Origin of the sequence: Lysobacter concretionis Ko07 = DSM 16239, assembly GCF_000768345.1 — a bacterium.
Taxonomy (GTDB): Bacteria; Pseudomonadota; Gammaproteobacteria; order Xanthomonadales; family Xanthomonadaceae; genus Novilysobacter; species Novilysobacter concretionis.
In genome coordinates, this window is sequence record NZ_AVPS01000001.1 from 390630 (window position 1) to 416151 (window position 25522).

At 67.7% G+C, this 25522-nt stretch carries 23 protein-coding genes; 11 read left to right on the plus strand and 12 right to left on the minus strand.

Annotation, left to right across the window (positions count from 1 at the left end; translation table 11 throughout):
- Window positions 1–73: 73 nt before the first annotated feature.
- On the plus strand, window positions 74–469 hold the full coding sequence (locus N792_RS01620; protein ID WP_036191849.1) for an H-NS histone family protein: 396 nt from the start codon (window positions 74–76) through the stop codon (window positions 467–469).
- A 122-nt stretch (window positions 470–591) separates the two neighbouring features.
- Here the strand turns inward: N792_RS01620 and N792_RS01625 are convergent, their stop codons facing one another.
- Entirely contained in the window at window positions 592–1857 is a 1266-nt protein-coding gene (locus N792_RS01625) for a threonine/serine exporter family protein (RefSeq protein WP_036192359.1), read from the minus strand.
- Between the two features lie 116 nt (window positions 1858–1973).
- On the opposite strand from N792_RS01625, the gene N792_RS01630 reads away from it, so the two are divergent.
- From N792_RS01630 to N792_RS01650, 5 genes are all read left to right on the plus strand, one after another.
- Complete coding sequence (locus N792_RS01630) at window positions 1974–3092, plus strand: ABC transporter permease (RefSeq protein ID WP_036191853.1); 1119 nt, start codon at window positions 1974–1976, stop codon at window positions 3090–3092.
- Window positions 3089–3907 carry an ABC transporter ATP-binding protein gene (locus tag N792_RS01635; protein ID WP_224743901.1) on the plus strand — a complete coding sequence of 273 codons (819 nt, stop codon included), beginning with the start codon at window positions 3089–3091 and terminating at the stop codon, window positions 3905–3907. Before N792_RS01630 ends, N792_RS01635 begins: the two co-directional genes overlap by 4 nt.
- A complete protein-coding gene (locus tag N792_RS01640; protein WP_036191856.1) occupies window positions 3907–4833 on the plus strand; it encodes an MlaD family protein in 927 nt (308 codons plus the stop codon). Before N792_RS01635 ends, N792_RS01640 begins: the two co-directional genes overlap by 1 nt.
- 167 nt (window positions 4834–5000) lie before the next feature.
- Window positions 5001–5618, plus strand: coding sequence for an ABC-type transport auxiliary lipoprotein family protein (locus N792_RS01645; RefSeq protein WP_036191859.1), 618 nt, complete (start codon window positions 5001–5003; stop codon window positions 5616–5618).
- A gap of 187 nt (window positions 5619–5805) precedes the next feature.
- On the plus strand, window positions 5806–7893 hold the full coding sequence (locus N792_RS01650) for a glycoside hydrolase family 99-like domain-containing protein (RefSeq protein WP_036191862.1): 2088 nt from the start codon (window positions 5806–5808) through the stop codon (window positions 7891–7893).
- A 58-nt stretch (window positions 7894–7951) separates the two neighbouring features.
- Here N792_RS01650 and cysN read toward each other — a convergent pair whose 3' ends face one another.
- The 6 genes from cysN to xerD form a co-directional block, all read right to left on the minus strand.
- Window positions 7952–9856 (minus strand): sulfate adenylyltransferase subunit CysN, encoded by a 1905-nt coding sequence (gene cysN / locus N792_RS01655; protein WP_036191865.1) that lies wholly within the window; start codon window positions 9854–9856, stop codon window positions 7952–7954.
- Window positions 9856–10767 carry a sulfate adenylyltransferase subunit CysD gene (gene cysD, locus N792_RS01660; RefSeq protein ID WP_036192364.1) on the minus strand — a complete coding sequence of 304 codons (912 nt, stop codon included), beginning with the start codon at window positions 10765–10767 and terminating at the stop codon, window positions 9856–9858. Before cysD ends, cysN begins: the two co-directional genes overlap by 1 nt.
- A gap of 180 nt (window positions 10768–10947) precedes the next feature.
- Entirely contained in the window at window positions 10948–11580 is a 633-nt protein-coding gene (locus N792_RS01665) for a CoA transferase subunit B (RefSeq protein ID WP_036191868.1), read from the minus strand.
- Window positions 11580–12329, minus strand: coding sequence for a CoA transferase subunit A (locus tag N792_RS01670; protein WP_036191870.1), 750 nt, complete (start codon window positions 12327–12329; stop codon window positions 11580–11582). The genes N792_RS01665 and N792_RS01670 overlap by 1 nt, the downstream gene beginning before the upstream one ends.
- Before the next feature lie 309 nt (window positions 12330–12638).
- Complete coding sequence (locus tag N792_RS01675) at window positions 12639–13457, minus strand: DsbC family protein (protein ID WP_036191873.1); 819 nt, start codon at window positions 13455–13457, stop codon at window positions 12639–12641.
- A gap of 186 nt (window positions 13458–13643) precedes the next feature.
- Window positions 13644–14597 (minus strand): site-specific tyrosine recombinase XerD, encoded by a 954-nt coding sequence (gene xerD, locus N792_RS01680; protein WP_036191875.1) that lies wholly within the window; start codon window positions 14595–14597, stop codon window positions 13644–13646.
- Between the two features lie 297 nt (window positions 14598–14894).
- Between xerD and N792_RS01685 the strand changes: the two genes are divergently transcribed.
- The gene (locus N792_RS01685) at window positions 14895–15317 is read left to right on the plus strand and encodes an RDD family protein (protein WP_156969252.1); all 423 of its coding nucleotides are present in this window, start codon (window positions 14895–14897) and stop codon (window positions 15315–15317) included.
- A 3-nt stretch (window positions 15318–15320) separates the two neighbouring features.
- On the opposite strand, the gene lptG is transcribed toward N792_RS01685, so the two are convergent.
- Window positions 15321–16421 carry an LPS export ABC transporter permease LptG gene (gene lptG / locus N792_RS01690; protein WP_036191881.1) on the minus strand — a complete coding sequence of 367 codons (1101 nt, stop codon included), beginning with the start codon at window positions 16419–16421 and terminating at the stop codon, window positions 15321–15323.
- A complete protein-coding gene (gene lptF, locus N792_RS01695; RefSeq protein ID WP_036191884.1) occupies window positions 16418–17518 on the minus strand; it encodes an LPS export ABC transporter permease LptF in 1101 nt (366 codons plus the stop codon). The genes lptG and lptF overlap by 4 nt, the downstream gene beginning before the upstream one ends.
- 196 nt (window positions 17519–17714) lie before the next feature.
- Here lptF and N792_RS01700 point away from each other — a divergent pair, with 196 nt between their 5' ends.
- From N792_RS01700 to N792_RS01710, 3 genes are all read left to right on the plus strand, one after another.
- Window positions 17715–19217: a leucyl aminopeptidase gene (locus tag N792_RS01700; RefSeq protein ID WP_036191887.1), complete on the plus strand. Its 1503-nt coding sequence runs from the start codon at window positions 17715–17717 to the stop codon at window positions 19215–19217.
- 12 nt (window positions 19218–19229) lie between these two features.
- Window positions 19230–19652: a DNA polymerase III subunit chi gene (locus tag N792_RS01705; protein WP_036191890.1), complete on the plus strand. Its 423-nt coding sequence runs from the start codon at window positions 19230–19232 to the stop codon at window positions 19650–19652.
- 304 nt (window positions 19653–19956) lie between these two features.
- Window positions 19957–22821: a valine--tRNA ligase gene (locus N792_RS01710; protein WP_036191893.1), complete on the plus strand. Its 2865-nt coding sequence runs from the start codon at window positions 19957–19959 to the stop codon at window positions 22819–22821.
- Between the two features lie 199 nt (window positions 22822–23020).
- Here the strand turns inward: N792_RS01710 and rimI are convergent, their stop codons facing one another.
- Genes rimI through pssA form a run of 3 tightly spaced genes read right to left on the minus strand, consistent with a single transcriptional unit; the run spans window position 23021 to window position 24860 of the window.
- On the minus strand, window positions 23021–23455 hold the full coding sequence (gene rimI / locus N792_RS01715; protein ID WP_052103316.1) for a ribosomal protein S18-alanine N-acetyltransferase: 435 nt from the start codon (window positions 23453–23455) through the stop codon (window positions 23021–23023).
- A 47-nt stretch (window positions 23456–23502) separates the two neighbouring features.
- The gene (locus tag N792_RS01720) at window positions 23503–24081 is read right to left on the minus strand and encodes a hypothetical protein (protein WP_036191896.1); all 579 of its coding nucleotides are present in this window, start codon (window positions 24079–24081) and stop codon (window positions 23503–23505) included.
- Window positions 24078–24860, minus strand: a complete 783-nt coding sequence (gene pssA, locus N792_RS01725) for a CDP-diacylglycerol--serine O-phosphatidyltransferase (RefSeq protein ID WP_036191899.1) — start codon at window positions 24858–24860, stop codon at window positions 24078–24080. Before pssA ends, N792_RS01720 begins: the two co-directional genes overlap by 4 nt.
- Before the next feature lie 84 nt (window positions 24861–24944).
- Between pssA and N792_RS01730 the strand changes: the two genes are divergently transcribed.
- Entirely contained in the window at window positions 24945–25367 is a 423-nt protein-coding gene (locus tag N792_RS01730; RefSeq protein ID WP_052103254.1) for a DUF4124 domain-containing protein, read from the plus strand.
- The last annotated feature ends 155 nt before the right edge of the window (window positions 25368–25522 follow it).

Consider the following 25522-nt stretch of genomic DNA (forward strand, 5'->3'; position numbering starts at 1 on the left):
AATCCCAGTGGCGGGATTACCATTGCGCCGCAGGCAACCGCCTGGAACGAGCAACCCTACTCCTGGAGGTCCCATGTCGATCGATATCGATTCACTGTCCGCGAAAGAACTCGCCACGCTGATCAGCAAGGCGAAGAAGCGCAAGACCACCCTCGCCAAGCGCAAGCCGATAACCCAGGTCCGCAAGCGGCTGAACCAGCTGGCCAAAACCGAGGGTTATACCATTGCCGAATTGTTCGGTTCCGCTGCGGGCGCCGGTGCGGATACGGCGGTTCGCGCACCGCGTACCGCGGCCAGGAAGGCGCGCAAGTCGCTGGGCAAGGTGGCGCCGAAGTATCGCAACCCCGACAACCCGAACGAGACCTGGACCGGCCGTGGCCGCCAGCCGCTGTGGCTGACGGCATTCACCGATGCCGGGCGCAACCGGGACGAGTTCCTGATCAACCCGGAATCCACCCCGGCCGGGTAATGCGCCAGTAACCCGACAGACCGGTCAATGCCGGTCGCATGAAAATGCCGGCCTCGTGCCGGCGTTTTCATTTGTGGCATTACGGCATGTGGTTTTGGTGCGGTCGTTTGCGGTTCAACCAATCACAGATTTTGCCGGGTCGGCAGCAGCAGGTTGCCGAACAGCAGACCGGCAACGACGGCCAGCAGGATATTCATCACGGTCAGCAGCCCTTGCTGCCCCACGCCCATGTCCTGCTGCTGGATCACGTCCATCAGGCCGCGCAGGCTCGCGCTGCCGGGCAACAGCAGGATGATGCCCGGCACCCGCACGATCGCCCCGGGACGGTGGAGCCAGCGCGCGTAGGCGTTGCCTGCCGCCGTCATCACCAACGCGGCGAGGAATATCCCGGCCGGGCTGCCCCAGGCGAGTCCGCCAAAACGTGAAATCAGATAACCGCTGGCGGCCGCCAGCATCACCAGCGGGTAATCGCGCATCCGCGAGCGGAACAGCACCGCGAACGCCAGCGATGCGGCGACCAGCGCGACCCACTCCACCCAGTCGGGCTGCGGGCGCCAGGCCCGTACTGCCGGCTCCAGTCCGACCATTTGGGCGATATACAGCGCGATCACCGTGCCCAGTGCGAGCTTCAGGACCGTAGTGAGCGCGCCGGCCAGTCGCGCGGTGCCCGACACCAGGTGCTGGCTGGTCAGTTCATTCATTGCATTGGTCAATGACAGACCCGGCAGCAGCACGATCAGCGAAGCGATGATCACGGTGTTCTGGTTCAGCGGTGCGATGAAACTGGAAACCAGCACCGCGATGATCGTCGCGACCATCGCCAGCAGCGCATCGGATGCCTCGCGCAAACGCGGCCGCGAGGCGGCCAGCTGGGCGAGCAGGCCGATCAGCACGCCGTTGAATCCCGCCACCGCGATGTCCAGCCACGGCAGCCGCAACAACCCGCCGACGGCGGCGGCCACCAGCCCGAAGGCGAACACCTCCATCGTGCGGTCCTGCCAGCGCGACGGGTGGTCGAGGGCGTTCATGGCCTCGAACGCGGCGGCCAGGTCCATGTCGCCGGCGATCAGGGCCTCGGCGATGCGGTCGGTTTCCGCCAGGCGGTGCAGGTCGGTATCGCCGGGCGGCAGCCGGATCACCCGGGTGACATCGCTGGCGCCGGCCAGCCGCTGCGGATCGCTGAACGACAGGATCAGCGCGGTCGGGCTGACCCACGGCTCGCATTCCAGCCGCAGTCGTTCGGCGACCGACAGCAGCGCGCCTTCCAGCCGCTGCGCCGTGGTGCCGTAGATATGCAGGCGTTCCGCCAGCTCGACCATGAAGGCGATGCGGTCCGGATAACTGGCGTTGCTGAGCGGGATGGCAGGGGTGGCGGAGAGGGGAGTCATCGGCAGCGGGCTCGTCATCGGACTAGCATCGCATGGCGAAGTGACCGGCCAGCATTGCGCGGACACCTTTGTCGCCTGCCCACCAACGTGGCGCGCATGTATCCTCGCGGGACGCCATGACTGCGCTTGCCACTCCGCCGCCGAGTATCGATACCGACGACCGCGAGCCCGGTCGCCTGCGGTTGGCGGGCCAGTGGACGCTGGAGAAAGCCGGCGAAATCACCGCCTGTCTGGGCGGCGCGCCGGCGGAGGCGACCACCGTCGATGCCAGTGGCGTGCAGCGGCTCGACTCGCTCGGCGTATTGCAGTTGCTGCGCTTCGCCGACCGGCGCCAGCTCGACTTCTCCGGTTTCACTTTTCATCCCGACCATCAGGCGCTGGTGGCGGCGATCGACGATGTTGCCGACGACCGGCCGCAGACGCGCCGCCAGTACGGCATCCACGAGGCGCTGGCGCGCCTGGGTCGCGCGGTCACCAACAACTGGCGGGAGCTGCGCAGCCTGCTCGGCTTCTTCGGCGAGGTGCTGGTCAAGCTGTTGCGGATGTTGCGGCAGCCGGCCAGGTTCCGCCCCACCGCGACCGTCTTCCACATGGAGCAGGTCGGGCTGGACGCGGTGCCGCTGGTGGCCTTGCTGTGTTTCCTGGTCGGCGCGGTGGTGGCCTTCCTGGGCGCGAACGTGCTGCGCGATTTCGGCGCCACGATCTTCGTCGTCGAGCTGGTCAGCATTGCGTTCCTGCGCGAGTTCGGCGTGCTGCTGACCGCGATCATCCTCGCCGGCCGCACCGCCAGCGCGTTCACCGCCCAGATCGGCGCGATGGTCAGCCGCGAGGAGGTCGATGCGATGCGCGCCCTCGGCCTGGACCCGGTCGACCTGCTGGTGATCCCGCGCGTGCTGGCCCTGCTGGTGACGCTGCCGCTGCTGACCTTCGTGGCGATGATGGCCGGCCTGCTGGGCGGCTTGACGGTGGGCGCCTACAGCCTGGAGATACCGCCGCAGCAGTACCTGGCGCGGATGCAGGACACGATGGAGCTGCGTCATCTGTGGGTCGGCCTGGGCAAGGCGCCGGTGTTCGCGCTGGTGATCAGCCTGATCGGTTGCCTGGAAGGTCTGCAGGTGAAGGGCACGGCGCAATCGCTGGGCGAGCGCACGACGTCCAGCGTGGTGCAGGCGATCTCGCTGGTGATCATCCTGGATGCGTTCTTCGCGATCTGGTTGATGGAGATGGGCTGGTGAGCGACGTTGGCGGCGACATCAAGCCGATCATCCGCGTGCGCGGGCTGGTCAACCGCTTCGGCACGCAGGTCGTGCACGACCGGCTCGATCTGGACGTGATGCCCGGCGAGATCCTCGGCGTGGTCGGCGGCTCGGGCACCGGCAAGTCGGTGCTGATGCGCTCGATCCTCGGCCTGCGCCGGCCCAACGAAGGCAGCATCGAGGTGCTGGGCGTCGATGCGCTCAGCGGGGACGACCGGGTCCGTAGCCACATCGAGCAGAACACCGGCGTGCTGTTCCAGGATGGCGCGCTGTTCTCGTCGCTGACGGTCGGCGAGAACGTACAGGTGCCGTTGAAGGAATACCACCGCGACCTGCCGGACTCGCTGCTGTACGAACTGGCGCTGCTGAAGGTCAAGCTGTCGGGCCTGCCGGCGGAGGCGATCGACAAGCTGCCGGCGGAGTTGTCAGGCGGCATGCGCAAGCGCGCCGGAGTGGCGCGTGCGCTGGCGCTGGACCCGCCGCTGCTGTTCCTCGACGAGCCCACCGCCGGCCTGGACCCGATCGGCGCGGCCGCGTTTGACCGCCTGATCCGCACCTTGCAGCAGGCGCTGGGGCTGACCGTGTTCCTGATCACGCACGACCTCGACACGCTCTACGCCATCTGCGACCGGATCGCCGTGCTGGCCGACCGCAAGGTCGTCGCCTGTGCCCCGGTCGCGGAGATCGAACGACTCGAACACCCCTGGGTGCGCGACTATTTCCACGGCCCCCGCGCCCGCGCTGCGCAGACCGCGCATGCCGCGACCGGCCGGCTCAAGGAGGCAAGCGACTGATGGAAACCAAGGCCAACTACGTCCTGATCGGTGCGTTCACGATCCTGGTGACGCTGTTCCTGCTGATGTTCGCGTTGTGGGCGGCGAAGTACTCCTCCGACAAGAGCTGGCAGCACTACCGGGTGGTGTTCAACGAGCCGGTGACCGGCATGAGCGAAGGCAGCAGCGTGCAGTACAACGGGATTTCGGTCGGCTCGGTGGAGCGGTTGAGCCTGGCCCCGAACGACCCGCGGCGGGTGATCGCGCTGCTGAAGGTGCAGGCCAGCGCACCGGTCAAGACCGATACCCGTGCCAAGATGTCGATGACCAGCATCACCGGCAGCCCGATCATCCAGCTCACCGGCGGCGAGCCGGCCAGCCCGCGGCTGGTGGACGTGGACAAGCGCGAGGTGCCGATCATCCAGACCGAACCCTCGGCATTGCAGAACATCGCCGACACCGCCAACCGGCTGGTCGCGCGCATGGACGAACTGCTCAGCGAGCAGAACGTACGGCGCGTGTCGGAGACGCTGGAGAACATCGAGACGCTGACCGGCGCGGTCGCCGGCCAGCACGACGACCTGCGCGCACTGATCGTCAACGCGCGCAAATCCAGCGAGCAGCTCGAAGCGACCCTGACCACCGCCAACCACGCAATGGAAGGTTTCGACCGCGAACTGGTGGACAAGCTGCCGGGCCTGATCGCGCGGCTCGACAGCACCCTGGTGCGGCTGGATTCGGCCGCCGCCGGCGCGGACGGCATCCTCAACGAGAACCGCGCCGCGATCAACAGCTTCGCCAACGATGGCCTGTCGCAGCTTGGTCCGACCCTGGGCGAGCTGCGTGCGCTGGTGCGCGACCTGCGCCGGATGAGCGACCGGCTGGACAACAATCCGACCCGCTACCTGCTCGGCCGCGATGCCCCGAAGGAGTTTGAACCCGAATGAATACGACCGGATCCCGTTGGTCCCAGTGGCTTCGATCCGCCTGGTCGCGCAGCGGAATCCTGCGCGCTCCCGCGGCCCGTCCGGTAGCGGCGCAGGCCGGGAAGTCGGTGGCTGCATCCAGGCGTAACCGTCCCCGCTCCTCCATCGGTGGCAAACGCGGACTGGCGATGCTGGCTGGCCTTGCCGGGGTGCTGCTTCTGGCCGGCTGCTCGATCCTCGGCGCTGGCAACGCACGCGAGCGCTCCACCATCTACGACCTGGATCCGCGCGTGGCCACCGACCCGTCCTGGCCCCGTGTCGACTGGCAGATGTCGCTGCCCAGTGCGACCGCATCGCGGATCACCGACAGCCTGCGCATCGCGGTGCGGCCGACGCCGAACGAGTTGCAGGTCTACAAGGGCGCCGTCTGGTCCCGGTCTCCGACCGACATGGTCGAGGCCGCGATCCTGCGCACGCTGGAAGACTCCGGCAGGATCGCCGCCGTCGCCCGCCAGGGCAGCGGCATCAGCGCCGAGTACAAGCTGGTGCTCGACCTGCGCCGGTTCGAGTCCGCCTATACCGCGGCGGACATGCCCCCAACCGTGCGGATCGAACTCAACGCCAAACTGCTGCGCAGCGCCGACCAGCAGGTTGTCGCATCACGCACCTTCCTGCAGGAAAATCCTGCAGCCAGCGCCGGGATCGACGACGTGGTCGCCGCCTTCGAGCGTGGCCTGCAGGCAGTCACCGGCGAGCTCGTCGGCTGGGTGCTGGGCAGTGGCAGCCGGAAAGATCGCGCGGATTGAAGGCCGCCCGTACCAGATTGGCCGCGGTTTCGAACCGCGCTTCTTGGCGATGCGGGATTGATGCGATCCAACGTCACCCAGGCCGTGACGATGCAGCGCCTCGAACCTCCGGTCGGCTTGTCGTCCTGCGAGTCGGGGGGGCGTGATATCGGCTGGGCTCAAGCCGGGAAGCGGTAAGCTGCGCGCTATGCTTTGCTTCCGAAATTTCCCCAGAAAAATCAGGAACGCGCTGTTCCATGCCTTGCGATTCGCCTTCCGGCTCGTGCCGATGCGCGAAGGTTCGCGCGATCGCTTGCGACAATGGTTCCTGCAACGCTTCTCGGCCATTCGTCCCAGCGCGGCACAAGGCCGACTGCCGACAGCCGGGCCTGTGCGTCGTGCCCGTATCGCTGCCGGCGCCCGTGCGATCGGCTACCGTCGCCACCGCCCGCCAGTCCTGCCGTCGCCATTGCCCGCGACGCTGGTGGCGTTCTATCTGCCCCAGTTCCATGCCATTCCCGAGAACAATGAGTGGTGGGGGGAAGGTTTCACCGAATGGCGCAACGTGGGGCGCGCGTTGCCGCAGTTCGAGGGGCATTGCCAACCCCGGTTGCCGGGAGCGCTGGGCTATTACGATCTTTCCCATCCTGGAACGATGCGCGCGCAAGCCGCGCTGGCACAGGCATATGGCATCGGTGCTTTCTGTTTCTATTTCTACTGGTTCCACGGCAAGACGCTGCTCGAAAAGCCCTTGCAGCAATGGCTGTCCGACCCTTCGATCACGCTGTCTTTCTGTCTGTGCTGGGCGAACGAGAACTGGTCCAGACGATGGGATGGTCGCGCCGATGACATCCTGATCGGGCAACAGCACGGCGCCGATGATGACCTGGCCTTCATCTCGCACATCGCCCCCTATCTGCGCGACGCCCGCTACCTGCGCGTGGATGGCAAGCCGATGCTGCTGGTGTATCGGCCCGGCCTGTTGCCCGATGCGAAAGCGACGGCGGCGCGTTGGCGGAGCTGGTGCATGGAGAATGGCGTGGGCGAAATCTTCATCGCCTATGTACAGAGTTTCGAACGACCGGATCCGCAACGTCTGGGCTTTGATGCGGCGGTGGAGTTTCCGCCCAACCTTGCGGTTCCGATCGACATCACCGCATCGCAATGGCTGCTCAATCACGAGTATTCGGGCCAGGTGCTGGACTGGCGGCAATTGGCGGCCGAATATCGCGACCGCGTCGCGCCGGCATACCGGCTGTTCCCGGCGGTGAATTGTGGCTGGGACAACGAGCCCCGCCAGCCGGGCAAGGGGCGTACCTACCTGCATGCGTCGCCGCGGCGGTACCGCGACTGGCTCCAGCACACCATCACTTCCCGGTTGCGTTCCGTCCCCGCGTCGGAACGGCTGGTCTTCATCAACGCATGGAACGAATGGGCCGAGGGGGCCGTGCTTGAACCCGACAGCCGCCTGGGCCATGCCTGGCTGCAGGCCACCGGCTCGGCGCTTCAGCGTTCAGCCATAGCGCCGACGGTCAAAGCGGCAACGCGTCTGTGCGTGGTCATCCACGCGTGGTACCCGGAGGCGTTCGGGGACATTCTCGACACCTTGGGAAATTGCGGGTTGCCGCTACGTCTGGTGGTCACGACGGCACCGGAAAAGGCGGCGTCGATCCGCGCCGTACTCGAAAGCCGAGGTCTGTCCGCCGAGATCGATATCAGGAAAAACCGGGGCCGCGACATCCTGCCGTTCCTGCATCTCGCCGATCGGCTGCTGGATGAAGGCGAGGCGTTCGTCCTCAAACTGCACACCAAGCACTCGCCCCACCGCCAGGACGGTGCGCGCTGGCGTACCGAATTGCTTGACCGTCTGGTGGCGCCGCAACGTGCGCCGTGGATTTTCCAGGCCTTCAACGATGACCCGACACTCGGGCTGGTGGCGCCGGAAGGCCATATCCAGCCGCTGCACTACTACTGGGGAGCCAACGAAGACAACGTGAACCATCTGGCGACCCGGATCGGGATTCCCCCGCCGCAAGCCGACACGGATGACTTCGTATCCGGCAGCATGTTCTGGGTGCGTCTGGAAGCGCTGCGTCCTTTGCTGGACGCGCATCTGGACGATGAGGCTTTCGAGACGGAAGCCGCCCAACTGGACGGGACCTTGGCGCACGCGATCGAGCGGGTTTTTGCCCTGTGCGTGCGAGACCAGGGTCTGCAAGTGATGGATGCCGCGAGCATCTGTGGTGAGTCAGCCTCCACCGATCAGGAGGATTACCGGTACGCGGATCGCGACTGAGCGGGCTCAAGCGTACGGAAAAGATGAGCCGGAATGGCGCCCTTGCCCGGCTGCCGGGTCAGTCCGGATCGATGGCCTGCACCAGCCGCTCGGCCAGGCTTTCGGCACTGTGCTTGCCGGTGTCGAGCACGATGTCCGCGTTCTCCGGAGCTTCATAGGGCGAGTCGATGCCGGTGAAGTTCTGCAGCAGGCCGGCCCGCGCTTTCGCATACAGGCCTTTCGCGTCGCGTTGTTCGGCCACTTCCAGTGGCGTGTCGACGAACACCTCCAGGAACTCGCCTTGCTCGAACATCCGGCGCGCCATCGCGCGCTCGGCGTGGAACGGCGAGATGAAACTGACCAGTACGATCAGCCCGGCGTCCACCATCAGACGGGCGACCTCGGCCACGCGGCGGATGTTCTCGACACGGTCCTCGTCGGTGAAGCCCAGGTCGTTGTTCAGGCCGTGGCGGACGTTGTCGCCGTCCAGCAGATAGGTGTGCCGGCCCATGGCCAGCAGCCGCTTCTCGACCAGGTTGGCGATCGTCGACTTGCCCGCGCCGGACAGGCCGGTGAACCACAGGCAGCGGGGCTGCTGGTGCTTGATCTGCGCCCGCGCGGCCTTGTCGACATCGACATGCTGCCAGCGGATGTTGCTCGCCCGGCGCAGTGCGAAATCCAGGGTTCCAGCGGCGACGGTGGCGTTGCTCTGGCGGTCGATCAGGATGAATGCGCCGAGCTTGTGGCTGTCGGCGTAAGGCTCGAATGCGATGGGCTCGTTGAGGTAGAGATTGCAGAACGCGACCTCATTCAGCCCGATCGATTTGGCCGCCAGGTGTTTCTGGGTGTTGACGTCGACCTGGTACTTGATTTCGGTGACCGTCGCGCCGACCGTGCGCACGCCGATCTTCAGCCAGTACGGGCGACCCGGCAGCAGGGCCTGTCCGTCCAGCCACAGCAGGTGGGCGGCGAACTGGTCGGCGACCTCCGGCGGCGCGGATGCCGCGGCGATGATGTCGCCGCGACTCACATCGATCTCGTCGGTCAGCGTCAGCACCACTGCGCGGTTGGCGTCGGCCTGCGGGAGATCGCCGTCGGCGGTAACGATGCGCGCGATCCGCGAGCGGGTGCCGGCGGGCAGCACGGTGATTTCCTCACCAACCCTGACGGGGGCGGAAACGACGGTGCCCGCGAACCCGCGGAAATCCTGGTCCGGCCGGCATACCCATTGCACCGGCAGGCGGAAACCCGGACTGGTATTGGGCGCTGGAATGTCGACGGTTTCCAGATGTTCCAGCAATGGCTTGCCGCGATACCAGGGCATGGCGCTGGCTGGCTGGAGGATGTTGTCGCCTTTGAGTGCCGACACCGGAATGCAGGTGACCTCGGCGATACCGAGTGGCTTGGCGAGCGCCCGGTAATCGGTGGCGATGGCGTCGAACACGCTCCGGTCGTACCCCACCAGATCCATCTTGTTGACCGCCAGCACCACCTGGCGGATGCCCAGCAGCGAGACGATGTAGCTGTGCCGGCGGGTCTGGGTCAGCAGGCCCTTGCGGGCGTCCACCAGCACGATGGCGAGGTCGGCGGTGGAGGCGCCGGTGGCCATGTTGCGGGTGTACTGCTCGTGGCCGGGGCAGTCGGCAACGATGAACTTGCGCCGGTCGGTGTCGAAGAAGCGGTAGGCGACATCGATGGTGATGCCCTGTTCGCGCTCGGCGGCCAGGCCGTCGACCAGCAGGGCGAAGTCGAGGCCGTCACTGTGTGTGTCGTCGCCCTGGGTGCCGTGGCGGCGGCTGTCGGCCGCGAGCGCGGCGACCTGGTCGTCGAGCAGCAGCCGCGCATCGTGCAGCAGTCGGCCGATCAAGGTGCTCTTGCCGTCGTCGACACTGCCGCAGGTGATGAAGCGAAGCAGGCTCTTGGTCTCGTGCTGGCGCAGGTAGGCGGCGACCGTGGCGGATGCGTCGGGATTGAGGGGCTGCATCAGAAGTAGCCCTCCAGCTTCTTCTTCTCCATCGACGCGGCGGGGTCGTGATCGATCACCCGGCCGCTGCGCTCGGAGGTGGTGGAGACCAGCATCTCGGCGATGATCGCTTCCAGCGTGGTGGCCTCCGACTCGATTGCGCCGGTCAGCGGGTAGCAGCCAAGGGTGCGGAAGCGGACCATTTTTCGCATCGGCACTTCACCCTCCTGCAACGGCAGGCGATCATCGTCGACTAGGATCAGCGTGCCGTCGCGTTTGACGACCGGGCGCTCCTGGGCGAAATACAGCGAAGGCACCGGGATGTTCTCGCGGTAGATGTACAGCCAGATGTCGAGCTCGGTCCAGTTGGAAATCGGAAACACCCGGACCGATTCGCCCTTGTGGATGCGGGTGTTGTAGAGGTCCCACAGTTCCGCGCGCTGGTTCTTCGGGTCCCAGCGGTGCTGTGCGCTGCGGAACGAGAAGATGCGTTCCTTCGCGCGGGATTTCTCCTCGTCGCGGCGGGCGCCGCCGATCGCGGCATCGAAACCCCACCGGTCCAGCGCCTGTTTCAGCGCCTGGGTCTTCATCACGTCGGTGTGTACGGTGGCGCCGTGGCTCACGGGGCCGATGCCCTGTTCGACGCCTTCCGGGTTCATCCAGGTGTGCAGCGTGACGCCGGTCTCGTGGGCGCGGCGGTCGCGGAAGGCGATCATCTCGCTGAACTTCCAGCCGGTGTCGACGTGCAGCAGCGGGATCGGCGGCCGGGCCGGGTAGAACGCCTTGAGCAATAGGTGAAGCAGGACCGAGCTGTCCTTGCCGACCGAATACATCATCACCGGGTTGCGGAACTCGCCGGCAACCTCGCGCAGGATGTGGATGCTCTCCGCTTCGAGGCGATCGAGGTGGGAGAGGGAGTGCTGCTCGGGCATGCCGGTCCGGTTCGAGGGACGATCCATGGCGGATCGATCCGTGGCTGATCAAAGGGCCCACGATGCTACTGCGTGCGCCGATGCGCGCCTAGCTTGCATGCTTTCCGGATATCGTGAAGCCGCCCGTTCGAGCGGCTTCACGATGGTCTTCCGGCGGCCGTCGCACGCCGGTCAATGCCATCAGGCGCGGGTGAACGCCACCCCGGTCTTGCCGCGCAGTTCGTCCTCGGTCACGTCCGGTGCCAGTTCCACCAGCTTCAGGCCGGTTGGCGTCACGTCCATGACCGCCAGGTCGGTGATGATCCGGCTGACCACGCCGACGCCGGTCAGCGGCAGGGTGCATTCGGGCAGGATCTTCGACGTGCCCTGGCGGGTGGTGTGCTCCATCAGCACCACCACGCGCTGCACGCCGGCGACCAGGTCCATCGCCCCGCCCATGCCCTTGACCATCTTGCCGGGCACCATCCAGTTGGCGAGGTCGCCCTTGTCGGTGACTTCCATCGCGCCCAGGATCGCCAGGTCGATATGACCGCCGCGGATCATCGCGAAGCTGTCGTGGCTGCCGAAATAGCTGGCGCCGGCACGCGCGGTGACGGTCTGCTTGCCGGCGTTGATCAGGTCGGCGTCGAGCTCGTCCTCGGTCGGGAACGGGCCGATGCCGAGCAGGCCGTTCTCCGACTGCAGCCACACGTCCATGCCGTCGGGGATGTAGTTGGCGACCAGCGTCGGCAGGCCGATGCCGAGGTTGACGTAGGCGCCGTCGGTGAGTTCCTGCGCGGCGCGCTGCGCCATCTGTTCGCGGTTCCAGGCCATTACTGTGCTCCTGTCGCACGCACGGTGCGCTGCTCGATCCGCTTCTCGGGGTGCGGGTTGTGGACGATGCGGTCCACGTAGATGCCCGGCAGGTGGACCTGGTCGGGCTCGATCTGGCCCAGTTCGACCACTTCCTCGACCTCGACGATGCAGACCTTGCCGGCCATCGCGCAGGCCGGGTTGAAGTTGCGCGCGGTCTTGCGGAACACGAGGTTGCCGGAGGTGTCGGCCTTCCATGCCTTGACCAGGGCGACGTCGGCGACCAGCGCGGTCTCCATCACGTAGTGCTTGCCGTTGAACTCGCGGGTTTCCTTGCCTTCGGCGACCACGGTGCCGTAGCCGGTCGCGGTGAAGAAGGCCGGGATGCCGGCGCCGCCGGCGCGCAGGCGCTCGGCCAGGGTGCCCTGCGGATTGAATTCCAGTTCCAGCTCGCCGGCCAGGAACTGGCGCTCGAATTCCTTGTTCTCGCCGACGTAGGACGAGATCATTTTCCGGATCTGGCGCGTGCCCAGCAGCAGGCCGAGGCCGAAGCCGTCGACGCCGGCATTGTTGGAGATCGCGGTCAGGCCGGTGACGCCGGAATCGCGCAGCGCCTCGATCAGCGCCTCGGGAATGCCGCACAGGCCGAAACCGCCGACCGCGAGGGTCTGGCCATCGGCGACCACGCCTTCCAGCGCGGTCTTCGCATCGGGATAGAGCTTGCTCTTTGCACCGCCGACACGCGGCGACGCGGCACTGGCCTGGGCCATGGGACAACTCCTTGCACGAGATGCCGCCAGTCTACCGCGCGCCTCCCGTCCGACCGAAGCGTACGTTTGGCCACTGGCCGCATGCGACCGGAACACACATGACCGCACACATGACCGCGCGGCCGACTTTTCTGGAAAGCGGGATTCCGGTGGTTGCGAGCTCATCGCGATGGCCAATGCCCCGCGATGCCGGTTGCAGGCGGAGCCAAAGCGGCCTGTGGAAGGGGCGCCGGCGAAATGCCGTGCGCTCATCGCCTGCAGGCGGCGCGATTCACAAACCTCCTCACCCCGCTTTCGCTACAGCGTGGCTCAGCTGCCGCTGACGGCCGTACGGTCGGCATCCAGCTTGTCCAGCGCGATGCGCAGGGCCTTGGGCGGCACGTAGCCGCCCAGTTGGGTGCCGTCCGCGGCGAGGATCATCGGGGTACCGGTCAGGCCGGCCCGCTGGCCGACGTTGTACTGCATGGTCACGGTGTTCTTGCAGCTCTTGCTGGCGACCTGGCCGTTGCTCTTGGCCAGGGTCAGCGCCGCCTTGCGGTCCGGCGCGCACCAGACCGAGACCATCTTGTTGAAGTCTTCGCTGCCGATGCCCATCCGCGGGAACGCGAGGTATTCCACCGCGATGCCCTGCGCGTTGTATTCCTTGATCTCGCTGTGCATCTTGCGGCAGTAGCCGCACTCCACGTCGGTGAAGACGGTGACGGTATGGGTGGGGTTGGGCGGCGCGAACACGATCCGCTCGCTGGCCGGAATGGTGGCCAGCAGCTTGATGCGCATCTTGCCCAATGCGCCTTCGCTGAGGTTCTTCTGGGTCCGGGTGTCCAGCAGCGCGCCGCCGGCGCCGGCCAGGAACAGGTAGCGGCCATCGTCACTGACATAGATCACCTGCCCGCCGACGATCGCCTCGCGGAAGCCCGGCATCGGCGCGGCACCGACATGCTCCACTTTCACATCCGGATTGAGGCCTGCGATCGCGGCGATCGCACGTGCATCCGCGGTGCCGGCGGTGGAGGCGGTCGGGGCGGGGGCAGCGGGAGAGACGGTCGCCTGGCTGGCCGGCTGGGGTGTCTGCGCGCAGGCGGACAGGCTGATCGCGCCGAGCGCGGCGACAAGGAGAAAACGCTTCATGGACGGTCCTGACGGTTGGGACGGCGGGCACGCCGCCCCGGGAAGGAAGCGCGGATTGTTGCATGTGCGGCCGGTCGCCCGGGTTTCGGGTCCGCCCGCGCTTCAGCCGCGATGCACCCGTTCGGACCGGGGAACGCACCTGGGGCCGGTGCGGACCGGGCAGACCGTCCGGGCCATCCGGGCTGGCTATCCCCGGGGGTGGTGTTTCGCATGCAGCTTCTTGAGCTGTTCGCGCGCGACCAGGGTGTAGATCTGGGTGGTCGACAGCGAGCTGTGGCCGAGCAGCATCTGCAGCGCGCGCAGGTCGGCGCCGTGGTTGAGCAGGTGGGTGGCGAAACTGTGGCGCAGGCCGTGCGGGCTGATCCGGGCCGGGTCGATGCCGGCCGCGGCGGCGTAGCGTTTGACCCGTTGCCACAGTTGCTGGCGACTGGGTGCGTCGCCGTCGGGTTCGAGAAACAGCGGGGCCAGGCTGCGACCCGCGGCCAGCCGCGGCCGGGCGCGGGCGAGATAGCGTTCGAGCCAGTGCTGAGCCTCCTCGCCCAGCGGCACCAGCCGCTCCCTGCTGCCCTTGCCGGTCACCCGCAACACGCCCTGGCGCAGGTTGATCGCGGTCGATGGCAGGTTCGCCAGCTCGCTCACGCGCAGGCCGCAGGCGTACATCAACTCCAGCATCGCGCGGTCACGCAGGCCGGTGTCGGTCTCCACGTCCGGCGTGGCCAACAGGGCCTCGATCTGGCTTTCGGCCAGCGCTTTGGGCAGCGAGCGCGGCAGCCGGGGCGGGTCGAGCAGGGCGGTGGGGTCGTCCCGACGCTCGCCGCGGCGTACCTGCCAGGCGAAGAATGCGCGCAGCGCCGACAGCAGGCGGGCGTTGCTGCGCGGCGAATACCGTTGTGCGGTACGCCAGGCCAGGTAGTCGAACAGGCCGGCCCGATCGGCTCCGGCCAGTCCGCCAGCTCGGTCATTGCGCCAGCGCGCGTAGCCTTCCAGGTCGCGCCGATAGCCTGCCAGGGTGGCCTGCGCGAGCCCGTTTTCGGCCCAGATCGCATCCAGGAAGCGGTTGATGGCGGCGGCGTCCGCGTCGGGAACCGGCGGCAGGGCCATGGCCTGGCGACGGCGGTCGGCGGGAGTGGGCGAGATCATCGTCGCAGCTTAGCCGAGCGGGGCCTCTGGCCGATCCCTGCTGTCAGCCATACGCGGCAGGGAAATCGGCAGTTCCGATGCAGCGCTGTGACTTGTCATCCTGCGAATGCGGGAGGCGATGGTCAGGTGCGACTGATGTCGTTTCACAAACGGCGGCGCTGCGGAGAAGCGGGGCGGCCGCAGACCCGGGAACCTGGACGTACGCGTGCCATAAACTGGCCCGCCGTCCTGCCACCTGCCTGCATGAGCCGAAACCCGACTGCTGTCCCGCCCCGGCGATCAAGCGCTACGGTGCCGATGGCTGCGCCCCTGGTCGGCTGGCGGCTGCTGTCGCTGATGTACGACTTCTTCGCCGCGCTCGGGCTGTGGTTGCTGGTGGCGGCGATCTTCGTGGCCCTGCACCACGACGCGGTCATCGGCGGCGTGCTCGGCCTGCTCGAATTCATCGTGCTGTGGAGCGTCACCGGCGCGTACGCGATGGCCAGTTGGCGTCGCGGCGGCCAGACCCTGGGCATGCGGCCGTGGCGGTTGCGGGTGGTCGCGGTCGATGGCGGGGTGCCGACATGGCGCGCGTTGCTGATCCGTTATGCCGTCGGCAATGCGTCGCTGTTGCTGGGCGGGCTGGGTTTCTGGTGGGCCTGGGTCGACCGCGACCGCCTCACCTGGCACGACCGCACCAGCGGCACCCGGCTGCGGCGGGAGCCAAAGCCGGCGCGCTGAAGCTCACCCGGAACGCTTTTTGAACAGCAGCATCGACACGCCCACCATGATCGCGGTCGGCAGGGCGTAGGCGAGGCGGAAGTCGAATTTGAATGCGCTGGCCATTTTCACGAACTGGGTCTGCAGCAACCAGAAGCCCAGTGCGAACACGATGCCGATGAACAACCGCTTGCCCAGGCCGCCGCTGCGCAGGCTGCCGAAGGCGAACGGGATCGCCGCCAGGCACAGCGCCAGCACGTTGATCGGGTAGAACCAGCGGCCCCAGTAATGCTCCTGGAAATCGCTCGCATCCAGTCCGTTGCGCTGCCGGTACTCCACCGCATTGTCCAGTTCACGGGCACTCAGATAACGCGGCCGGTCGATGTCGGCGCTCAACGCGGTTGCGTCCAGTTGCGACTCCCAGCGCTCCTCGGCGACCCGGGCCTGGGTCACCGCATTGGGCTGGAAGGTGGTGCGTGTCACGTCGCGCAGCAACCAGCCGCCCGGGCGGTGCTCGGCGATCTTCGCCAGTGCCAGCGACTTCAGGCGGCCGTCGTCCTCGAACTCGTACAGGCGGACGTCGTTGAGCTCCAGCCAGCGATCGCCGCCTTCACCGCGCTCCTCGCCGCCCTCGGCATTGAGGATGATCGCGCCCTCGCGGGCCCAGACGCCGGAGTAGCGGGCGACGATCAGGTCGTTGGACCGGGACGAGGCCTTCAACGCATCCGCGCGCCGTTGGCCCCAGGGCGCGAGCGTCTCGCCATTGACCACCATCAGCGCCGTCAGCAGCGACAGCGCCACGCCGACGGTGATGGTCATGCGCCGGCGCGACAGGCCGATGGCGCGCAGCGCGGTCAGCTCGGAGGTCGCGGCCAGCTGGCCCAGCGCCATCAGCGCACCGATCACCGCCGCGGTCGGAAACAAGGTGTAGGCGTGGCGCGGCACTGTATAGAGCACGTGGACCAGCGCTTCCACGATGCCGTAGTTGCCTTCGCCGACGTTGCCGAACTCCGACACCATCGCCAGCATCATGTCCAGGCCCAGCAGCACGGCCCAGGTCAGCAGCACGGTGCCGAGCACGGTCCGGCCCAGGTAGAGGTCGTGGATCTTCGGGAACGGCATCATCGGCCTGCCTCCTGCAGCGTCGGCGTGCGGCTGCGGCGCATGCGGCCATCACGGAAATACAGCCAGACCGCGCCAGCCAGCAGCGGCAGCACCAGCCACCACAGGCCCAGTCCGGGGGCGATGCGGCCGCTGGCCAGCCAGCCCTGGCCGACCTGCACCAGGTTCATGCCGATCAGGTAGGCGAAGAAGCCCATCATCGCGCCGCCGTAACGCGCCTGGCGCGGGGTGCTGCGTGCCAGCGGTATTGCCATCAGCGCGAACGCCAGGGTCAGCAGCGGCGGCGCGAGACGCGCGTGCAGCTCCGCACCGGCGGCCCGGCGCGGGTCGCCCACCAGCTGCGTGGTCGGCAATACCTTCGGGTCGTTCGGGTCATAACGCTCCTTGCCGGCAGGCAGGCGCACCTCGTTGCTGGCGTAGCGCATCAACCGGTAATCCAGTCCCGCGTCCATCGGCCCCTCGACCTGGAAGCCGTTGTCGAGGGTCAGATAGCGCTCGCCGCCGTCATCGACACTGAGTGAACCGGTGTTGGCGGTGGTGATGTCGAGCCGGTCGCCGGAATGGCGGTAGATGAAGATGCGCTCGAATCGGCTGCCGTCGCCCGGCATCGCGCCGACGTACACCACGCCGCCGCCGCCCGGAATCTCGGTGAAGCTGCCCGGCGACAGACCGGAAATGACCAGGTTGCGGTTGGCCTCGTTGATCATCAGCCGCGACGTGCGCTCGGCCATCGGCCCCAGCCACAGCGAGCACAGCCCGACCACCACCACCACCGGCAGCACCAGCGCCATCAGCGGCCGCAGCAGGTGTGGCGGGCCGATACCCATGGCGGCGATGACCGGCATTTCCGAATCGCGGTACAGCCGGCCGACGCCGAGCATCAGTCCCAGCATCAGGGCCAGCGGCAGGATCAGCGGCAGCCAGCTGAGCAGCACCAGGCCGAGCTGGGCCAGCATCAGGCCGGCCGGCAGGCGACCGGAGGCGATGTCCTTGAGCACGTCGGTGATGACGCCGCCGACGCTGACAATCAGCAGCACCACCAGGGTGGCGAAGGTCGTCTGGGCGAGTTCGCTCAGCAGGTAACGGTCGAGCTTGGGCATCGGCGGCCTTGGTGATGGCGCGATATGAACGCGCATTTTTCAATAAAACAGGGGCTTGCTTTAGACTTGCAGGTTCGTTCGCACGACATCGTGCCCGCCGCGCCAGGCGCGATCCGGCCGGTATTGTCGCCCGGATCGGTCATTTTCGCCGCCGGAAACCATCACGAACGCTCCTTCACTTCCCGGAATCTGTTGCATGGCCCTCGAATTCGACCTGAATCATGACGCGCTCGCCACTGCCAAGGCGGACTGCATCGTCGTTGGCGTGTTTCTTGACAACGCACTGACCGACGCCGCGAAGGCGCTGGACGCCGCCAGCGGTGGCCGCCTGGCCGCCCTGGTCGAGCGCGGCGACATCAGCGGCAAGGCAGGCAGGACCGCACTGCTGCACGACCTCGCCGGCGTGACCGCGCCGCGGGTGCTGGTGGTCGGGTTGGGCGAGGCCGACAAGTTCGGCGCGGCGCAGTACCTCAAGGCCATTGAGGATGCCGCCCGCGCGCTGAAGACCGGTCCTGTCACGCACGCGGTGTTCGCCATGGCCGATGTCGCCATCAAGGGCCACGACAGTGCCTGGGCGATCCGCCAGGCCGCGGTGGCCGCCAACCACGCCAGCTACACCTACACCGCCACGCTGGGCGAGAAGAACAAGGCCAAGGCGGGCGAGCCGGGCCTGCGCAAGGTTTCGGTCCACGTGCCGGCCGGCATGGGCGATGCGCAGACGGCGCTGGACCAAGGCCGCGCGATCGCCGCCGGTGTCGCGTTCGCCCGCGAGCTGGGCAACCTGCCGCCGAACGTCTGCAACCCCGCCTACCTGGCGGACCGGGCGGTCGAGTTCACCGGCCGCTCCGACGTCACCAGCTGCGAAGTGCTGCAGGACGCGGAGATGGAGAAGCTGGGCATGGGCTCGCTGCTGGCCGTGGCCCGCGGCTCGGCCAACCGCCCGCGCCTGATCGCGATGAAGTACAACGGCGCCGGCGACGACAGCAAGCCCTACGTGCTGGTCGGCAAGGGCCTGACCTTCGACACCGGCGGCATCAACCTGAAGGTGCAGGGCGGGATCGAGGAGATGAAGTTCGACATGTGCGGTGGCGCCACCGTCATGGGCACCTTCGTCGCCGCCGTCGGCATGAAGCTGCCGGTCAACCTGGTGGTCGTCGTCGCCGCCGTCGAGAACATGCCCGACGCGGACGCCTACCGCCCCTCCGACGTGCTCACCAGCATGGCCGGCATCACCATCGAGGTCGGCAACACCGATGCCGAGGGCCGCCTGGTGCTGTGCGACGCGCTGACCTGGTCGCGCAAGTTCGAGCCGGCCGCGCTGATCGACGTCGCCACCCTGACCGGTGCCTGCATGGTCGCGCTGGGCAAGTACGCCTCGGGCCTGATGAGCAAGCACGACGACCTGGCCGATGAGCTGCTGGCCGCTGGCGAGCATGCCTTCGACCGCGCCTGGCGCCTGCCGCTGTGGGACGAGTACCAGACGATGCTGGAATCCAGCTTCGCCGACGTCTACAACATCGGCGGCCGCTGGGCCGGTGCGGTCACCGCCGGCTGCTTCCTGTCGCGTTTCACCGAGGGCCAGCGCTGGGCGCACCTGGACATCGCCGGCAGCGCCAGCGACGAAGGCAAGCGCGGCATGGCCACCGGCCGGCCGGTCGGCCTGCTGAGCCAGTGGCTGCTGGACCGGGCGGCGAAGTAGCCGCCTGCCGCCATGCGCGCCGATTTCTACCTGATCCAGAAGCCGCGGTTCCGCAACGAGCCGCTGCTGCTGGTGTGCGAACTGGCCCGCAAGGCCAGCGACGCGGGCCTGCCGTGCGTGATCCTGGCGCGCGACATGGCCCAGGCCGAGCAACTGGACGACCTGCTGTGGTCGTTCGACCCGGAAGCCTTCGTGCCGCACCAGATCGTCGATGAGGACATGGACGAGGAAGAGGCCGCGGTGCTGATCGCCGCGCCGGAGCACGACATCGCGCTGCGGCCGCTGGTGATCAACCTGCGCGACGGCGCGGTCGAGGGGGCTTTCGACCGCGTGCTGGAAGTGGTGCCCGCCGACGACTCGGCCCGTGGCCCGTTGCGCGAGCGCTGGAAGCAGTACAAGGCGCGCGGGCTCGAGTTGAACAAGCACGACATGTAACGGACTCCCTTCCCCCGCCCGCGGGGGAAGAGCCTGCCCCCGAGTGCTTCAGTCGTGGGTGCCCGAAGGGCGGACGCCCCGAACGAAGCACCCTTGGGGTGTGGGGGCGCGCGACATCATGACAACCGACGCAAGCCCGTTCCGCAGACCCTCACCCCAGCCCGCTGCTAAGCTCGGCTCCGCCTCGCCAAGCAGCCCCCGGCCCTCGCTCCGCTCGGGCGCTGCCCGCCTCGCGAACCTGCGGTTCGCAAACGAGTCGGACAGCCCCGCAAGCGGGAGAGGGAGCAATCAGCCAGCCAAGACCATGACCGACACCCTCGCCTCCAGCTACGACCCGACCCAGTTCGAAACCCGGCTGTACCAGCAGTGGGAGGCCAGCGGCGTGTTCCAGCCCCGTGGTGAGGGCGAGCCCTACACCATCCTGCTGCCGCCGCCGAACGTCACCGGCACCCTGCACATGGGGCATGCGTTCCAGCACACGCTGCAGGACGCGCTGGTGCGCTACCACCGCATGCGTGGCTACGACACGTTGTGGCAGATGGGCAGCGACCACGCCGGCATCGCCACCGAGATGGTGGTTGCCCGCAACCTGGCACTGGAAGGCAACGGCGAGACCCGCGACTCGCTCGGCCGCGAGGGCTTCATCAACAAGGTCTGGGACTGGAAGCAGCATTCCGGCGACACCATCGAGCGCCAGATGCGCCGCATTGGCACCTCCGGCGACTGGTCGCGCAGCGTGTTCACGATGGACCCGATGGCCGCCGAGGCGGTGATCGAGGCGTTCGTGAAGCTGCACGAGGAAGGCCTGATCTACCGCGGCCAACGGCTGGTCAACTGGGACCCGGTGCTGAAGACCGCGATCTCCGATCTGGAAGTCGTCAACGAGGAGGAAGACGGCTTCCTGTGGTCGATCCGCTACCCGCTCAGTGACGGCAGCGGCTCGCTGGTGGTTGCGACCACGCGCCCGGAAACCATGCTCGGCGACACCGCGGTGATGGTGCATCCGGACGACGAGCGTTACATCGGTCTGATCGGGAAAAAGGTCACCCTGCCGTTGACCGGCCGCGAGATCCCGGTGATCGCCGACGCCTACGTCGACCGCGAGTTCGGCACCGGCGTGGTCAAGGTCACCCCGGCGCACGACTTCAACGATTACGCGGTTGGCCAGCGGCACTCGCTGCCGTTGATCAACATCTTCACCGACGAGGCGACGACCAACGATGTCGTGCCCGCGTCATACCGCGGCCTCGACCGTTACGACGCGCGCAAGGCCGTGTTGGCCGATCTGGAAGCCGCCGGCCTGCTGGTGGAAACCGTCCCGCACGAGCTGCAGGTGCCGCGCGGCGACCGCAGCGGGGTGGCGATCGAGCCGTACCTGACCGACCAGTGGTTCGTGAAGATGGACACCCTCGGCGCGCGTGGCCTCGAACTCGCGGAGAAGGGCGACGTCAGGTTCGTCCCGGGCAACTGGATCAACACCTACCGCCACTGGATGGAGAACATCCAGGACTGGTGCATCAGCCGCCAGCTGTGGTGGGGCCACCGGATTCCGGCGTGGTACGACGAGGCCGGCAACATCTACGTCGCGCGCAGCGAAGAGGAAGCGTTCACCCAGGCCGCGACGAAAAGCGGTGGGTCGCGACCCACCCTACGGCAGGACGACGACGTGCTCGAGACCTGGTTCTCCTCGGCGCTGTGGCCGTTCAGCACCATGGGCTGGCCCGACCCGGCCCGGATGGCCGAGCGCGGCTTCGACCGGTTCGTGCCGTCCTCCGTGCTGGTCACCGGCTTCGACATCATTTTCTTCTGGGTCGCCCGGATGATCATGATGACCGACCACTTCACCGGCGAGGTGCCGTTCAAGGACGTCTACATCACCGGCCTGATCCGCGATGCCCACGGCCAGAAGATGTCCAAGTCGAAGGGCAACATCATCGACCCGATCGACCTGATCGACGGCATCTCGCTGGAGGACCTGGTCGTCAAGCGCACCACCGGCCTGATGAAGCCCACGGACGCGCCGAAGATCGAGAAGGCGACCCGGCGCGAATTCCCCGACGGCATCCCGGCGTTCGGCGCCGACGCGCTGCGCTTCACCATCGCCGCGCTGGCCACCCACGGCCGCGACATCCGCTTCGACATGGGCCGCGCCGAGGGCTACAAGAACTTCTGCAACAAGCTGTGGAACGCCAGCCGCTTCGTGCTGATGAACACCGAGGGTGAGGCGGGGCGCTCGCGAGCCACTGGCTCGCGCCCCGACGAACGCCCGACGGCTGCGCCGGCGGGCCGGAACACGGGTTTCTCGGGCGCGCCCGAGCCGAAGACCGATGCCGAGCGCTGGATCCTCGCCCAGCTCGACAAGACCGCCGCGCAGGCCGCGCAGCACTTCGCCGGCTACCGCTTCGACCTGCTCGCCCAGTCGCTGTACGAGTTCGCCTGGAACGACTTCTGCGACTGGTTCGTCGAGCTGGCCAAACCGGCCCTGCACGGCGACGACGAGGCAGCCGCGGGCAGCACCCGCCACACCCTGCTGTACGTGCTGGAGCGCCTGCTCAGCCTGCTGCATCCGCTGATTCCGTTCGTCACCGAGGAGTTGTGGCAGCAAGTCGCCCCGCGTCTGGGCATCGACGGCGACACCATCATGTTGCAGCCCTACCCGCAGGCTGGCGACATCGCGACCGCGGGTTATGCCGCTGCCGAGGCCGATGTGGAATGGCTGAAGGCGATGGTGTCCGCATTGCGCCGGGTGCGCAGCGAGCTCAACGTGGCGCCGTCCCGGCAGGTCACGCTGCTGCTCGCCGGTGCCACCGACCGTGACCGCGAGCGCACCGCACGCTTTGACGGCTCGCTGCGTTTCCTGACCAAGCTGGAGCGGATCGAATTCATCGACGACGCGTCCACCGCGCCGGCTGCCGCCACCGCCGTGGTCGGCGAGCTCAAACTGCTGGTGCCGCTGGAAGGCCTGGTCGACCTGGGCGCCGAGCGCGCCCGGCTGGACAAGGAACTCAAGCGGGTGGAGGTCGAGATCGGCAAGTGCAACGGCAAGCTGGCCAGCGACACCTTCGTCAACAACGCGCCGCCGGCCGTGGTCGAGCAGGAGCGCAAACGCCTGCTCGACTGGAACCTGCAGCGCGACGCGCTGGCGGTACAACGCGCCAAGCTGGGCTGACGTCCCTGCCTGAAGTTGGACTGCCCCCGACCCGATAACTGCCCCAATACAGGAGCAACGCAGGTCGCGAAATCCGCAACCGGGTCCGGGACGCTGGCAGCCCCTGGCGACGCAAGCATCAGATCGCAACCCATGGCATCCGGTACGGTGTCAGGTCATGTCGGTGCGGTGCGTCGTGCATTCGCGACTGACGTCGCTCCTACATTTCCGGCAGCAGCTCCAGCGCCATCACCAGCCCGTCCTCACGGCCCTGGTGGGCGGGGTAGTAGCGCGGGCGACGGCCGATCTCGTTGAAACCTTCGTCGTGGTACAGCGCGATCGCGTGGGTGTTGCTCGGCCGCACTTCCAGGAACACCCGCTGCACACGGCGCGCGCGGGCGAGTTGCAGCAGCACGCGCAACAGCGCGCGACCGTGGCCGCGGCCCTGCAGTTCCGGGGCGATGCAGATGTTCAGGATGTGCGCTTCGCCGACCGCCAGGCTCATCAGGAAGTAGCCGACGATCCGCCCCTCGTCCTCCAGCACCCAGGCCGGGTAGCCCGCGTTCAGGCAGTCGCGGAAAATGCCGAGTGTCCACGGGAATTCATACGCGCGTATTTCCAGCGCGTGCACGGCGACGAGGTCGTCGGCGCGCATCGGCCGGCGATGGAGTTCCGGCAGAGCAGCATCGGCCGCCTGCGCGCTCACCCGTCGCGGCCCCGTCGCAGCGCCCGCAGGCGAACCCACAAGGCGCGCTTGGCGAGCGGATCGCTCCGCAGACGGTCCAGATCGATGTCGAGCATCGCCAATGCCTCCTCGGCCTGATCGGCATCGCGTCCGGACACGCGCAGAACCGCAGCGAGCAGGGGGTCAACCGGGACGGGTTCCGGCGGACGGGCGCGTTGGCCGGCGCGACGGGCCTCCTCCAGTGCCGCCTTCTTGGCCGCCACATCGGTTGGCGGGCGCGGAACTGCCGCGCCGGTCGATGGCGCGACTTCGACCGGATTGGCCACCGGTGCCTGACGCGGCGGCCGTGCCGGGGAAACCGATGCGGTCTGCTCGTCGGCACGCCGGGGCGCTGCGGGGTCGGGCGACGCGGGGGGCGACCCGGCACGCGGTGCTGCGTCGCGCGCGGAGTGCGCCGCGGACGGCGTCTGCGCCGGGTCGGGCTCGGCAGTTGGGGCCGCCGCCGGTTCGACCAGGGCCGGATCGCCGGCCAGCAACAGCACCGGATGGCCCAGCGCCTGCAGCCATTCGTGCTGCTGCGTGGTCCACAGGCTCATGGCGTGGAGTCCGCCGGCGTCCTCCGCAGACGCCGGAACGCCGCATGCACTGGGCCGGACACGGCATACAGCGCGGTGATCGCCAGCAGCACGCGCGGCGGATCGATCGCGATGGCGGCCACGACCGCGACCACCACCAGCACCGTCAGGAACGGCATCCGGTCGTGTTGCGGACCGCCGCCCTTGAAGCTGAAATAGCGCACCGGCAGGACCATCAGCAGGGCCGCCGCGACGGTCGCCGCCAGCGCCAGGTAACGCAGCTGGTCGCCCTGGTAGCCCAGCACGTAGCAGGTCCAGACCAGGCTGGCGACCAGTCCCGCCGCCGCCGGGCTGGCCAGGCCGATGAACCAGCGCTTGTCGACCTGGCCGACCTGCGAGTTGAACCGCGCCAACCGCAGCGCCGCGCACGCGGCATACAGGAAGGCCGCGACCCAGCCGATCTTGCGCGCGGTGACGCCATCGAGCGCCATGAACGCCAGCGACCAGTGGTACATCACCAGCGCCGGGGCCAGGCCGAAGCTGATCAGGTCGGCCAGCGAGTCGTACTGCACGCCGAACTCGCTCTGGGTATTGGTCAGCCGCGCCACCCGGCCGTCCAGCCCGTCGAGGATGGCAGCCACGAAAATCGCGATGCAGGCATCGTCGAAATGACCCTGGGTGGCGGCGATGATCGCGTAGAAACCGGCGAACAGGCCGCCGGTGGTGAACAGGTTGGGCAACAGATAAATACCGCGCGGGCGCGGGCGTGGCGGGGTCGAAAGCGGGTGCGTGGGTTCCATTTCCGCAGTCTAACGCTTGCTTGCACGGCGACGCGGTGCTGCAATCGGGCCATTGACGTCGTCATCACTGCATCGGAAGCCCTCATGTCCTCTTCGCGTGCGTTCCTCCTTGCCCGTTTTCTTCCCTGCCTCGCCGCTGCCGCATTGCTGGTGGCGCTGCCGCTCGCAGCCGGAGAGCTGTACCAGTGGAAGGATGCCAACGGCGTCACCCATTACTCCGACGCGCCGCCACCCAGCGGCGACTACAAGAACCGCCGCATCCATGATGGCGGCAGTGCCGGGAGCGCCAACGAGGCGAGCGGAAAGGCGCCGGTCGAAAGCAGCCAGTGCACCACCGCGCGCGCCAACCTCGCCCTGCTGGAAGGCGACGGCCCGGTCGGTATCGACAACGATGGCGACGGCAAGCCCGACAACGAGATGAGTGCCGACCAGCGCGGCGCGCAAAAGCAGCTGGCCGAAGCCGCGATCAAGGTCCACTGTACCGCCGCGGCTGGCCAGACGCAGTAACGAAAAGCGTTCCGCCGGTCGCCCCCCAGCGGCACGTCGACGGGATATCGGGCGGAAAATCCGGTCGGATAAACGGGCTGCCCACCAAGCTTCCCACGCCTGCATGCGGGTACCTCGGCTGGCTTACAATAGCCGGCCCGTCGACCTGTGGTACC